General features: G+C 72.5%; 13 protein-coding genes. 7 read left to right on the top strand and 6 right to left on the bottom strand.

Features of this window, described 5'->3' with window-relative positions:
* Positions 1-110: 110 nt before the first annotated feature.
* Entirely contained in the window at positions 111-563 is a 453-nt protein-coding gene (locus ACIQMV_RS28240; RefSeq protein WP_402596190.1) for a hypothetical protein, read from the bottom strand.
* 155 nt (positions 564-718) lie between these two features.
* On the opposite strand from ACIQMV_RS28240, the gene ACIQMV_RS28235 reads away from it, so the two are divergent.
* The 3 genes from ACIQMV_RS28235 (at position 719) to ACIQMV_RS28225 (ending at position 3,509) form a co-directional block, all read left to right on the top strand.
* Positions 719-985, top strand: coding sequence for a hypothetical protein (locus tag ACIQMV_RS28235; RefSeq protein ID WP_402596189.1), 267 nt, complete (start codon positions 719-721; stop codon positions 983-985).
* Positions 986-1,130: 145 nt separating this feature from the next.
* Positions 1,131-1,763 carry a TetR/AcrR family transcriptional regulator gene (locus tag ACIQMV_RS28230; RefSeq protein WP_402596188.1) on the top strand — a complete coding sequence of 211 codons (633 nt, stop codon included), beginning with the start codon at positions 1,131-1,133 and terminating at the stop codon, positions 1,761-1,763.
* 72 nt (positions 1,764-1,835) lie between these two features.
* Entirely contained in the window at positions 1,836-3,509 is a 1,674-nt protein-coding gene (locus ACIQMV_RS28225; RefSeq protein ID WP_402596187.1) for an FAD-binding dehydrogenase, read from the top strand.
* 45 nt (positions 3,510-3,554) lie between these two features.
* Here ACIQMV_RS28225 and ACIQMV_RS28220 read toward each other — a convergent pair whose 3' ends face one another.
* Both ACIQMV_RS28220 and ACIQMV_RS28215 read right to left on the bottom strand, forming a co-directional pair.
* The gene (locus tag ACIQMV_RS28220; protein WP_402596186.1) at positions 3,555-3,908 is read right to left on the bottom strand and encodes a DUF488 domain-containing protein; all 354 of its coding nucleotides are present in this window, start codon (positions 3,906-3,908) and stop codon (positions 3,555-3,557) included.
* 118 nt (positions 3,909-4,026) lie between these two features.
* Positions 4,027-5,241, bottom strand: coding sequence for a saccharopine dehydrogenase family protein (locus ACIQMV_RS28215; protein ID WP_402596185.1), 1,215 nt, complete (start codon positions 5,239-5,241; stop codon positions 4,027-4,029).
* 111 nt (positions 5,242-5,352) lie between these two features.
* On the opposite strand from ACIQMV_RS28215, the gene ACIQMV_RS28210 reads away from it, so the two are divergent.
* Together ACIQMV_RS28210 and ACIQMV_RS28205 are read left to right on the top strand one after the other, a co-directional pair.
* Positions 5,353-6,108, top strand: a complete 756-nt coding sequence (locus ACIQMV_RS28210) for a TetR/AcrR family transcriptional regulator (protein WP_141364451.1) — start codon at positions 5,353-5,355, stop codon at positions 6,106-6,108.
* A 39-nt stretch (positions 6,109-6,147) separates the two neighbouring features.
* A complete protein-coding gene (locus ACIQMV_RS28205) occupies positions 6,148-7,455 on the top strand; it encodes an MFS transporter (protein ID WP_402596184.1) in 1,308 nt (435 codons plus the stop codon).
* A gap of 18 nt (positions 7,456-7,473) precedes the next feature.
* On the opposite strand, the gene ACIQMV_RS28200 is transcribed toward ACIQMV_RS28205, so the two are convergent.
* Together ACIQMV_RS28200 and ACIQMV_RS28195 are read right to left on the bottom strand one after the other, a co-directional pair.
* Complete coding sequence (locus ACIQMV_RS28200) at positions 7,474-7,926, bottom strand: cyclic nucleotide-binding domain-containing protein (protein WP_141364455.1); 453 nt, start codon at positions 7,924-7,926, stop codon at positions 7,474-7,476.
* Between the two features lie 548 nt (positions 7,927-8,474).
* The gene (locus ACIQMV_RS28195; RefSeq protein ID WP_141364457.1) at positions 8,475-8,696 is read right to left on the bottom strand and encodes a 3-deoxy-D-manno-octulosonic acid transferase; all 222 of its coding nucleotides are present in this window, start codon (positions 8,694-8,696) and stop codon (positions 8,475-8,477) included.
* A 238-nt stretch (positions 8,697-8,934) separates the two neighbouring features.
* Between ACIQMV_RS28195 and ACIQMV_RS28190 the strand changes: the two genes are divergently transcribed.
* Together ACIQMV_RS28190 and ACIQMV_RS28185 are read left to right on the top strand one after the other, a co-directional pair.
* The gene (locus ACIQMV_RS28190; protein WP_402596183.1) at positions 8,935-9,807 is read left to right on the top strand and encodes a SigB/SigF/SigG family RNA polymerase sigma factor; all 873 of its coding nucleotides are present in this window, start codon (positions 8,935-8,937) and stop codon (positions 9,805-9,807) included.
* Positions 9,808-9,896: 89 nt separating this feature from the next.
* Positions 9,897-10,328, top strand: coding sequence for a hypothetical protein (locus tag ACIQMV_RS28185; RefSeq protein ID WP_141364461.1), 432 nt, complete (start codon positions 9,897-9,899; stop codon positions 10,326-10,328).
* 29 nt (positions 10,329-10,357) lie between these two features.
* Here the strand turns inward: ACIQMV_RS28185 and ACIQMV_RS28180 are convergent, their stop codons facing one another.
* The gene (locus ACIQMV_RS28180; protein ID WP_402596241.1) at positions 10,358-12,577 is read right to left on the bottom strand and encodes an FUSC family protein; all 2,220 of its coding nucleotides are present in this window, start codon (positions 12,575-12,577) and stop codon (positions 10,358-10,360) included.
* Positions 12,578-12,580 lie beyond the last annotated feature (3 nt).

Genomic DNA, 12,580 nt, shown 5'->3' with positions numbered 1-12,580 from the left:
CGGCGAGTTCCCGCTGTCGCTTTTGCCGGCCGGTTGAAGGCGCTCCGGTGGGCCGCGTCGGGATCCCGCAGGCGCTGCTGATCCCCAACGGGACGGCGCCGCGGCCGTGGTCAGTCCCGCAGGCGGGCGGCAGCGGCGTCGGTCAGCAACCGGGCCACGTCCGCGGGCAGGCCGAGGTGGCGTACGAGCCAGGTGGCGTCATGGCCGCGGGCGGCGAACGCCCATGCGGTGTAGAGGTGGTTGAGGGAAGTCGCACTCGGCCCCAGCAGGCGGGGGCGGACCGCTTCCATGGGGAAGCCCTCCAGGGCGCGGGCGGTGAACGAGGACGTGTCCATCACCTCCAGAACGCGGCGCCGCGCCTGCCGAGTCGCCTTGCGATCAGCGCGCAGCACCACTGCGAGCAGCGCGAACGCCGTGACGGCCGCTCCCAGCAGGGCGCCGCTGATGACCGGACGGTACGCCGCTGGGGCGGTGGTCAGGACGGTCATCTCCAGCGTGGTGAACGCGAGCACGCCGAGGACGGCGGTGCCGGCGCCGTCGCGCGGGTGTGGCAGGGCCTTCATCACCAACCGTCCTTCCTTCTTTGCGTGTTCACTCGTCGTGCCGGAGGACGATGGAGGCGCGCGGGACGGGATGACGAGGCGCCTCCTGTTGCCGTCCAGCAGCATAACCCCATACTTGCGTGATCGCGCAAATATGGGCGCCAGGGTTCCCGCTCGTGACCCGATCCTCCTCCCCCCTCGATGCGACCGCCGACGCCTACAGAGCCGTCTCCGTCCGGTATGCCGACCTCTTCCGCGACGCGCTCGACGCACTTCCGCTGGACCGCGCGGTGATCGGCGCGTTCGCCGAGCCGGCCCGGACCAGCGGTCAGGCCGGCGGCACGGCCACCGGCCTTCTCGTCCCGGCGCACCTCGCGATGCGGGCGTGGGCCGCCCCCGCCGCCGGGTGCAGCCGCACGTCGACCCGGGCGTCGCCGCCGTGACGTGAGCGCGGCTCACGGGCCCGACTGACCGCGGGCGTCGCGGTAAAACCTCGCACCCTCCCGGCGCCGGTGGCCGAGGTGCTTCCATGGCCCTTTCGATACAACGGTGTATCGGATACATTCGCGTATCGAACGGAGGTCCGGCATGGCGGTCGAGGGTGCGGAAAGGCGCGTCACCCGGCGTCGGCAGCGGACGCGGGCCAACCTGCTCGACGCCGCCTTCATGGTGTTCGCCGCCAAGGGCTTCGGCCGGGTGTCGATCGAGGAGGTCTGCGAGGCCGCGGGCTACAGCAGGGGCGCCTTCTACTCCAACTTCGACACCCTCGACGAGCTGTTCTTCGCCCTGTACCGGGAACGGGCCGAGCTGATCGCCGATCAGGTGACCGGAGCGCTCGCCCTCGACGGCCCGGACCTCGACGTGCCCGCCGCCGTCGACCGGGTCACCGACGTGCTGCTGCTGGACCTGGACTGGCTCCTGGTCAAGACGGACTTCCTGGTGTACGCCGCCCGCGACGCGGCCGTGGCGCGGACGCTGCTGGAGCACCGCGCGCGGCTGCGCCGGGCCGTCGCCGACCGGCTCGCCCGCGCCCGCACCCCCCTGCCCGCCGTCCTCGGCGACGCCGACGGCGCCGCGCACGCGGTCGTCGCCGCCTACGACGGAGTCACCACCCGACTGCTGCTGGACAAGGACGTCGAGGGCGCCCGCGCCTGGCTCGGACAGCTGCTCACCGCGCTGCTCACCGACGGCGGCGCCGCACGCGCATCACAAGAGGACTGACGGAAAACAAGAGCACCAAGAAATCCAAGAAATCCAAGAAAACCGAGGAAACCGAGGAAGGGGACGGTCGTCATGGACGCCGACGTCATCGTCGTCGGAGCGGGCCTCGCGGGCCTGGTCGCCGCGCACGAACTGACCAGCCGGGGCCGCAGGGTCGCGCTCGTCGACCAGGAGAACGCCGCCAACCTCGGCGGGCAGGCGTACTGGTCCTTCGGCGGGCTGTTCCTCGTCGACACCCCGCAGCAGCGCAGGCTCGGCGTCAAGGACTCCTTCGAGCTGGCCTGGAACGACTGGCAGGGCAGCGCGCGGTTCGACCGGCTGGACGACGAGGACTCCTGGGCGGTGCGCTGGGCGCGCGCCTACGTCGAGTTCGCGGCGGGGGAGAAGCGGTCCTGGCTGGAAGGGCACGGCATCACGCTGCTGCCCACGGTCGGCTGGGCCGAGCGCGGCGATCTGCGCGCCGACGGCCACGGCAACTCCGTACCCCGCTTCCACATCGCCTGGGGCACCGGCACGGGCGTCGTGGAACCCTTCGCCGCGTACGCCCTCCAGGCCGCGCGCGAGGGCCTGCTCACCTTCCACCACCGCCACCGGGTCGACGAGCTCGTCGTCCAGGACGGCGCGGCACGCGGAGTGCGGGGCGCGGTCCTCGCCGAGGACGACTCGCCCCGCGGTGTCGCCTCCAACCGCGAGGAGACCGGCGCCTTCGAACTCACCGCGCAGGCCGTGGTCCTCACCACCGGCGGCATCGGCGCCGGCCACGACCTCGTCCGCCGCTACTGGCCCGAGCGCCTCGGCACCCCGCCGTCGCGGATGGTCACCGGCGTCCCGGCGTACGTCGACGGCCGGATGCTGGACATCAGTGCCGAGGCCGGCGTACGGCTCGTCAACCGGGACCGCATGTGGCACTACACCGAGGGACTGCGGAACTGGAACCCGATCTGGCCCGGCCACGGCATCCGCATCCTGCCCGGCCCGTCCTCGGTGTGGCTGGACGCCCTCGGCCGCCGGCTGCCCGACCCCTGCCTGCCCGGCTACGACACGCTCAGCACCCTCAAACACCTGCGCACCACCGAGGACATCTCCGGGTACGACCACTCCTGGTTCGTGCTGACCCGCCGGATCGTCGAGAAGGAGTTCGCCCTGTCGGGCTCCGAGCAGAACCCCGACATCACGGCCAAGGACCGCAAGGCGGTGCTGCGCGACCGGCTGCTCGGCAAGGGGGCACCCGGACCCGTACGGGACTTCCTGCGGCACGGCGAGGACTTCCTGATCGCCGACACGCTGGAGCAACTGGTCGAGAAGATGAACCAGTCGACCGACAAGCCCCTCCTGGACGCCGCCGAGGTGCGGCGCCGGATCGAGGCCCGCGACCTCCAGATCGCCAACCCCTACAGCAAGGACACCCAGATCCAGGGCATCCACAACGCCCGCCGCTACATCGGCGACCGCCTCGGCCGGGTGGCCGCCCCGCACCGCGTTCTGGACCCGGCGGCCGGCCCGCTGATCGCCGTCAAGCTGCACATCCTGACCCGCAAGACGCTCGGCGGCATCCAGACCGACCTGGACTCGCGCGCGCTCGGCAACGACGGGCAGGTGATCGACGGCCTCTACGCGGCCGGCGAGGTCGCCGGCTTCGGCGGCGGCGGCGTCCACGGCTACAACGCCCTGGAGGGCACCTTCCTCGGCGGGTGCCTGTTCTCAGGGCGTGCGGCCGGTCGGGCCGCCGCACGGCAGACCGCCTGAGCGGACTCGCCGCCCGCCCCCCCTGCGACGCGGGGGCGGGCGGGCTCACTTACTCTTCAGCAGTCCGGCCACCACCGAGGCGTGGCTCTGCTCCGGCGCCTTGGAGGCGGTCAGCAGGGTCACCGGGCCCCGGCGGGCCAACTTCCGGATGTGATCGAGCAGTTCGGCTGCCTCCGGCTCGGCCAGCTCGGCCTCGTAACGGTGTTGGAACTCCTCGTAGGACCCTTCGCCGGCGTGGTACCAGCGGCGCAGCTCGGTGGACGGCGTCATGGCCTTCGGCCACTCGTCGATGTGCACGTCCTCCTTGGAGACACCGCGCGGCCAGAGCCGGTCGACCAGGACCCGCACGCCGTCGTCGGGCTCGGGCGGATCGTAGATGCGACGCACGCGGATGCTCACGGTCGGGCCTTTCTCGGGTGCGGGCGGTTCCGGTGCGGAGCGTACTGCGGTGCGGCCGGGAGCCGGCCGCACCGCGCGCGTGAGGGGACCCGACTTGACCTGAACGGGCCGGACCCGGTCACTGCTCGCGCATGCCCCACGGGGAGCCGTACTCCGTCAGCAGGTCCAGGAAGGGGCGGGCCGGGAACGCCTCGGGGCCCAGGACACCCGCTCCGGACCAGGCCCCGGTGGCCAGCAGCTCCAGAGCGACCACGGGATTGACCGCCGTCTGCCACACCACCGCCTGGCACCCGTACTCGGCCATGGACCACTCGTTGTCGACCACGTGGTACAGGTACACCTCGCGCGGCGCGCCGTCCCGGGTGCCGCGTACCCAGGTGCCCGCGCAGGTCTTGCCGCGCATCCGCTCGCCCAGGGTCGCCGGGTCGGGCAGGCAGGCGGCGACGACGTCCCGGGGCGAGACGGCGACCGGCCCGTCCGGGCCCGGGACGGTGACCGGGTCGGTGCGGTCCAGACCCAGCAGGTGCAGCGTCTTGAGGGTGTCGATGAACTCGCGGCCCAGACCGTACTTGAAGGTCACCCGCCTCGCGTCCACCCAGCGCGGGACCAGCAGCACCTCCTCGTGCTCCACGTTCACGCACTCGACCTCGCCGATGCCCTCGGGGAAGTCGAACACCTCCGGCTCGCTGAACGGCTCGGTGGTGAACCAGCCGCGCCCGGCCTCGTACACCACCGGCGGGTTCAGGCACTCCTCGATGGTGGTCCAGATGCTGAAGGACGGTGCGAAGTCGTAGCCGTCGACGGTCAGGTTCGCGCCGTCGCGGACGCCGATCTCCTCGATCTCGTCGAACAGCTCGTCGGCGGCGTACCGCGCGAACACGTCGGACAGGCCCGGCTCCACCCCCATGCCGACCAGCGCGAGCGCGCCGGCCTTCTCCCAGTCCTCCGCCAGCGCGAACTGCTCGTCGCCCAGCATGACCCCGCACTCCTCGTACGGCCGCTCGGGGTGCGGACGGGACAGGGACATCGCCATGTCGAGGTAACCGGCGCCGGCCGAGCGGGCCGCGCGGAACAGCGGCATCACGAAGCGCGGGTCGGTCGCGTTCAGCAGCACGTCGCAGCGGTGCCGGGCGAGCAGGTCCGCCACCGCCGCCTCGTCGCTCGCGTCGACGCGCTCGGCGGTGAACCGGCCGTCGTCGACGGCCGCCACGGCGGACTCGGCCCGCCCGCGGTCGTAGTCCGCGACGACCATCGACTCAAGGAACGGACGACGGGCCGCGATCCGAGTGATCGCCGTACCCACACCACCGGCACCCACGAGCAGTACACGCATGACCTGGACTCCCTCTCGGCTTTTCTTCGCTGAGCGTCGATAACAACGCCGCGCGGCACGTAAGGTCAATGGCGTTGGCATAAGGCTGGCGAGGAGTCCGAGGAGGTCGGGATGCCGAAACCGGTGGTCCCCGAGGAGAAGCGACGGCGCCGCCGCCCCACCCGGAGCGGCACCGTGCTGTCCGAGACACTGATCGTCGACACCGCGCTGCGCCTGCTGCGGGAGCACGGCAGCACGGGGCTGACCGCCCGCCGCCTCGGCCTGGCGCTCGACTGCGACCCGAGCACCCTCTACCGCTACTTCCGCGGCATGGACGACCTCACCCTGGCGATCGGCGACGCGCTCATCGGGCGGGCACTGGCCGGCTGGGAGCCGACCGGGCGGTGGCGGGCCGACCTGCGCGAGGTGGGCCTGCGCATCCACTCCGCGTACGTCGCGCATCCGCAGGCCGCGGTGGTGACCGCCAACCGCGTCTCCGGCCGGGCCAACGAACTGGCCGCCGACGAGGCTGTTCTGGGCGTGCTGCGGCGGGCCGGCTTCCCGCTGCCCGACACGGTGCGGATCTACCACGCCTTCGTCGACCAGACCCTCGCCTTCGCCGCGCTCGACGCCGCCTCCCTCGCCCTGCCGAGCGACGCGCTGCGCGCCGACGAGGAGATGTGGCACTCGACCTACGCCCGGCTGCCCGCCACCACGCATCCGCGCATCGCCGAGGCGGCGCCCCTGCTCGCCACCCGCATGGTCACCAGCGCCTACCCGACCGCCCTGGACATGCTGCTCGACAGCGCGGCGGCCCGGTTGGCTCGCGTACGCGGCAGCGGTCCGGATCCGGGCGGTCCCCGGGCCCGGCCGGTGCTGCGACACTGAACACCGCATCGATAGATGTAACGAGCAACCAGGAAGCCCGTGGACACCAGCGAGAGCACCGACAGCAGCACGCCACCGCACGGTGACGCCCCGGACCCGCCCGGAGCCGGCCGGCGTGGCTGGCGCCGCTGGGCCATGGACACCCGGCCGCTGCGCCGCCCCGCCTTCCGCCGGCTGTGGTCCTCGACCATCGTCACCGCGGTCGGCAGCCAGCTCACCGCCGTCGCCGTGCCCAAGCAGATCTACGACATCACCGGCTCCTCGGCCTGGGTCGGCTACGCCAGCCTCGCCGGCCTGGTCCCGATGGTGGTGTTCGCGCTGTGGGGCGGCGCGGTCGCCGACACGATGGACCGCCGCAAACTGCTGCTGATCACCAACAGTGGCATCGCCGTCACCTCGGTGCTGTTCTGGTTGCAGGCCGCGGCCCGGTTCGACTCGGTCGTGGTGCTGATGGTGCTGCTCGCCGTGCAGCAGGCCTTCTTCGGGCTGAACTCCCCGGCCCGCAACGCCTCCATCGCCCGGCTGGTCCCGGCCGAGGAACTGCCCGCCGCCAACGCCCTGGGGTCGACCGTCATGCAGACCGGTCTGGTGGCCGGACCGCTGCTGGCCGGCGCGCTCATCCCCGTCATCGGGCTGCCCGAGCTGTACCTCATCGACGCCGTGGCCCTGTGCGTCACCGTGTGGGCGGTGCTGCGCCTGCCCGCACTGCCGCCCCTGGCCGGGTCCGCCGTACGGCGTGCGGGGGTGCGGGAGATAGCCGACGGGTTCCGCTACATCTCCGGGCACAAGGTGCTGCTGCTGTCGTTCCTCGCCGACATCATCGCCATGGTCTTCGGGATGCCCCGCGCCCTGTTCCCGCAGCTCGCCGCCGAGACGTACGCCCCCTACGGCGAGGGACTCGCGCTCGGCCTGCTGTTCGCGGCCATCCCGGTCGGCGCGGTGATCGGAGGGCTGTTCTCCGGCACCCTCTCCCGGGCGCGCCGGCACGGCTGGATGGTGATCGGCGCGGTCACCGCCTGGGGGGCGGCCGTCACCGGGTTCGGGCTGAGCCGCAGCCTGTGGTTCGCGGTGGTGTTCCTGGCGGCCGCCGGAGTCGCCGACATGGTCTCCATGGTGTTCCGCGGCGCCATCCTGCTGTCCGCCGCCACCGACGAGATGCGCGGCCGTATGCAGGGCGTCTTCACCGTCGTCGTCGCGGGCGGTCCGCGCCTGGCGGACGTCCTGCACGGCACGGCCGGCTCGGCCTTCGGCCCGCGCGCGGCGGTGGCCGGCGGCGGCCTGCTGGTGGTCGCCCTGATGCTGGGCCTGGCGGCGGCCGTCCCGGCGCTGCGCCGCTACCGGATCTGACCGACCGGATCCGGCGGATCAGTGGGAGCGCCGGGGGATGGTGTACTGCTCCAGGAGCTTGCCCCGGGTCAGCTCCAGCCGGTGGGCGAGGATCTCGGCGACGGTCCGCACCAGCGACAGCCCGAGCAGCGGATCCTCCACGGACAGCGCCAGCACCGCCGAGGCGTCGAACTCGTAGGCGCGGACCTGGCTGTACGCCTCCGCCCCGAAGTCCCACTGGTACGGCGGGAACAGCCAGGACCAGCCGAGCAGGTCGCCCGCGCCGAGGGACGCCACCGTCACCTTGCGGGTGGGCGTCACCTGCTGGTCCAGGTGCACGGCGCCGGAGCGGATGACCCAGAAGCGGTCGGCCGTGCCCCCCGCCTCGAAGATCCTGGTGTCCTCGGGGAAGGAGACCTCCCGCGCGACCTCCATCAGGCGCTCGCGTTGTTTCTGGGGGAGGGCGGTCAGCAGTTTTATCGCTTTGGTCATGACCCGAAGCTCCTCGCCGGCGATGGGTTCCGCGCATGTGCCTCCTCCCCATTTCAGCCGCTGCGGGTTCCCAGGGCACCTCGGCGGAGGCGACTTCTCGTCTTCCCGTGCCGCACGTCCACAGGATCGCCGCGACCGCCGGGGCGGCGGCCCCGCGGGCGGCCACGAAACGCCGGCGGGCCGGGACCGGCGAGGCCGCCCACCGCGCTGACGATCACCGTCGGAATGTCCGGTGGTCAGCCCGGTCTCCCTCCGTCGCCCGGCGGACCGCGTACACGGCGAGCACCCTCGGCCCGGAGAGCAGAGCGCGCGTCACGAGAACCGCCCGTACCCGGCTGGGGTGGCCGGAACCGGGATTCTTCGCCGGTCTCCGGGCGAGGGCATGAAAAAGCCCTGGCTGGACGGGGGAGGCCAGCCAGGGCCGTACATGGCGGTGTGCGGGGGACGTTTCGAGTCGACCCCGTCGCCGCGTATGGATGAACCGTAAACCATCTTGGGCGGTTCCGCGCAGCCGGAACCGGGTCACGTGAGCGGACTCACTCCAGCCGTCAGTCCCGCTCGGTGTGCCGGCCCGGAGCCAGGATCTCGTCCAGCACCCGCAGGACGGCCTCGTAGGTCAGGACGCGTACGGCCGCCTCGCGCGAGGCGTCCGGATCGCTCGCCCCGAGGATGTCGCGGCGGTCCTGCCACCGGCGCTCCTCCTGCACCGCGCACGCCCTCGCACGCTGGATGCGCCGCAGCAGTTCGTCCGAGTGCACCACATCGGTCATGTCCTCCACCTACCCGCTCCCGCGCGCCGCGATGGCGGCTCGAATCGGTCGTTACGGAGAAGAACTACGCGAAGCGGAGTTTGTCGCTCCCACCGCCGGGCAGACGGAACCTCGTGCTTCGGACCGGAGGCGCGTCAGCGGAAGCTGTTTCTGCTGCTCCGGGAGGTCTCCAGGCGGACCGGACGGCACCACTCCTTCCGCGGTCAGTCCCTGAAACACCGTTCAGGAGCCATACCGCATGCTCATCGACATATCGACAAGCCGCCCCGACGCTCCCGCGGACCAGGCGGCTCCCGCCCGCCGGCCGCACGACGACGCCCCCGACACCGCCGCCCTCTTCCAACGCCTCGCCGCCGCGGAGGACGGCCCGGAACGGGAGGCTGTGCGCGACGAACTCGTCGGCGCGTGGCTTCCCATGGCCCACCGCATCGCCGGCCGCTTCCGCGACCGCGGCGAGTCCATCGAGGACCTGCGGCAGGTGGCGGCACTCGGGCTGGTCAAGGCGATCGACCGGTTCGACCCGGATCGCGGCGCCTTCGAGAGCTACGCCGTGCCGACCATCACCGGAGAGGTCAAGCGGCACTTCCGGGACCGGATGTGGGCGCTTCGGGTGCCCCGCCGCGTCCAGGAACTGCGCAACAAGGTACGGGTCGCGCGCCGCGAACTCACCCAGAACCCCGGCAGCCCCGAACCCTCGGTCGTGGCGATCGCCGCGCACGCCGGGCTGACGGAGGAGGAGGTCAACGCGGGGATGGAGGCGATCGACAGCTTCAGCACCCTGTCCCTGGACGCCGAACTGTCGGCCGGCGGCGACGGCTACAGCCTCGCCGACAGCCTCGGCGCGTCGGACTCCTCCTACGACACCGTCGTCGACCGGGAGTCGGCCAAGGAAGGACTGCGCCGGCTGCCCGAACGCGAACGCGCCATCCTCTACATGCGCTTTTTTGAGGACATGACACAGAGCCGCATCGCGGACCGGCTCGGCATCTCCCAGATGCACGTCTCCCGGCTCATCAGCCGCAGCTGCGCGCGCGTGCGCGACGAGGTGCTGTCGGAACGGGCGAACCGCTCCGGCGACGGACCGGGACCGGCGACGGAACCCTCGACGTGAGGGACCCCCTCCCCGGCTCGTGCCGCCGGCCCCCGCCGCCGATCGCGCGTTCCGCGTCTGAGCGGGCGCACGCGGGGAACACGGAGCCAATGAACGAAGACGAGCTTCCGCCCGACGGCCGGGCCGTGGAGGTGTATCTCGACCTGCTGCGTGTCCGGATGCCCGAGGAGGAGTACGAACTGCTGCTCGACGTCGTCGACCCGGTCCTGCGGGCCATCGACGAGCGCGGCGTACCCTCCGCCGACTTCCCGCTGGAGGGAGCCCAGGCGCAGGGCCTCCCCCAGGAGATACGGGACGAGGCCGCCCTGGTCATCGCCACCGCGGTGACCGGACGGCTGGACAACGAGCTGGTCGTCCTCGACATCGAGGAGACCGGCCCGGTCCGGGTCGTCACCGATGCGGCGACCGCCGCCGACCCGGCGCGCCTGACCGAGATCGCCGACTACATCCGCGACCGGCACCGGGAGACCGAGGAGCTGCGGGGCATCGCCGAGGCCAGCGACATGCCCACCGACTTCTGAGCGGCGGGCCGGGGCCGGACCCCGGCCCGTCACGGCGCCGGTTTCGACACCGGGACGTCCAGCGGGCGGGCGAGGCCGACCACCGCCTCGTCCAGGCGCTGGAGATGCCGCAGCACCCGGTCGGTGATGCGTCCGTACCGCGGAACGCCGGGCGTCCCGCCCGCCTCCAGCAGCGAGGCGATGCTCGGACCCCGCTCGACCTCGGCGGAGGTGGGCTCGTCGGCCACGTGCGCGCGGATCGTCTCGATGTTGCGGGTGATCCGGGCACAGGCCCGACGCAGCCGGGGATCCGCGGCTATCGACGGATGGGTGGGCAGCAGCTCGGCGGTCGCCGCCAGCGACCGCGCGTGATAGGCACAGGTCTCCAGCAGCGCCACGACGTACTGGACGGTGTTCCGCCGCGCCCGCAGGGGCGTGATCGGATGCGTCAGCGGCTGCGTGGCCGCCCGCAGATCGCCCAGCGCCTGGTCCAGTTCGCGCGCTCGGTCGAGCAGATCGACCGCCGGGCCGCCGCTGAGCTGCTCGACCGCGGCGGTCGTGACGTCCGTCAGCCGCTCCAGCGCCTTGCCGAGCAGCTCGTTCGTACGGCGGTCGGTGTGCACCGGCAGCACCAGCGCGGCCGCGATGATCCCGCAGGCCGCCCCCAGCGCCGTCTCCTCCACACGCAGCACGAGCACCGCCGCGCTGTACCTGTGCAGCAGCGTGTACAGCAGTCCCAGCGCCGCGGTGACGAAGAAGGACATCAGCGTGTACGACAGCGGGGCCGTGTAGAACATCGCGAAAATGAACAGCAGCACCAGGGCCAGCGCCGTCCACGTGTGCGGCCCGACCAGCCCCGCCAGCACGATGCCGGCCACGACGCCGAGCACCGTGCCCACCAGACGGCGGTATCCCTTGACCAGGATCTCGCCCGTGGACGACGTGTTGATGAAGACGATCCAGCAGGTCAGCACCGCCCAGTACCAGCGCTGGCTGGAAAGGAACTCGCCGCCGACGATGGCCAGCGACGAGCCCACCGCGACCTGCACGGCCGCCCGCGTGGTGGGCCGCCGCCACCCGGTCGGGACCTGCTCCTCCCGCTCGGCCTCCTCGACGCCCTCGATGGCGGCGTTCTCCGCGTCCAGCTCCTCCCGGGAGCGGACCGTCGCGGGCGCGTCGTCGGACTCGTCCTGCGAGCCGTCCAGCGCGATCCGCAGCCCCAACACGGCCCGCGCGGTCTCGCCGATCCCGCGGAAGACGTCCTGCACGGCGGGCGAGGCGGGCGGCAGGTTCTCCTCCTCGCGGTAGCCGAGGAGCCGGTTGCGCACGTGCGCCAGCGCCGTCCCACCGCCCTCCCCGACGGGCCGCAGCACCAGCATCGCCAGCGCCCGCAGATCGCGGCGCAGTGTCTCGGTCGCCTCGTCCCGCACCGGCAGCCGGCCGCTGGACGGGACGGACGCGCCGGGCAGGTGGAGGGTGAGCGTGTTGGTCCGCTCGGCGCTGCGGGCGTTCAGCAGGAGCAGCCCCAGCCGCTCGGCGGCGATCTCGGCGTCCGCGATCCGCCGCTGCACCAGCCGCGCCACGGCCTCGTCGGAGGTGCCCTCCGCCAGCCGGGACTGGATCATCATCGCCGTCTCGTGCAGCCGGGCCGTGCCCTCCCGCACCGCCTCCAGGACCTTCTCCACCTCGTCCGGACCGGCGTCCAGCAGCTCCAGCTGGGCGGTCACCAGCTGCGCCAGACGCACCCGGAACGCCTCGCGCAGGCGTTGCAGGACGCCCGCCGGTGTCTCGTACACGATCACGAACCGGACGAGGGCGCTGGAGGCGAACGCGACCGCGATGACGACGTAGAGCCCGGGCAGCGCCGACGCGGTGGCGCCGACGAACAGGGACATGAAGTAGAGCTGGAAGCCGATCAGGCCGAGCGCGTTGCCCCGGTCGCCGAACCGGCGGCTGTAGACCGCGCAGAAGATCAGGACGACGAAGACGACGTCCCCGGCCACCACGAGCGGGTTGAGCAGCGCGCCGAGCGAGACGGACGCCAGCGCCACCGGAAGACCGAGGGCGAGCGTGACCGCCTGCTGCGAGCGCTGCTTCTCCCGGATGGCGAAGGTGGCCGCCATCGACGCGATCGCCCCGGCCACCAGAAGCGTCACGGGCACGCGCAGCACGCCGAGTACGGCCAGCGTCAGCGCGATCGAGCCCGCCGTCCGCGATCCGGCGGCCAGCCGCAGCAGGCCGGGATCGGACGCCGTGAAGCGATCACGCAGCCC

This window comes from Streptomyces sp. NPDC091412, from assembly GCF_044756885.1.
Classification (GTDB): Bacteria; Actinomycetota; Actinomycetes; order Streptomycetales; family Streptomycetaceae; genus Streptomyces.
The sequence above is the reverse complement of the archived record's forward strand: the minus strand, read 5'-3'. Positions and strand labels throughout refer to the sequence as shown.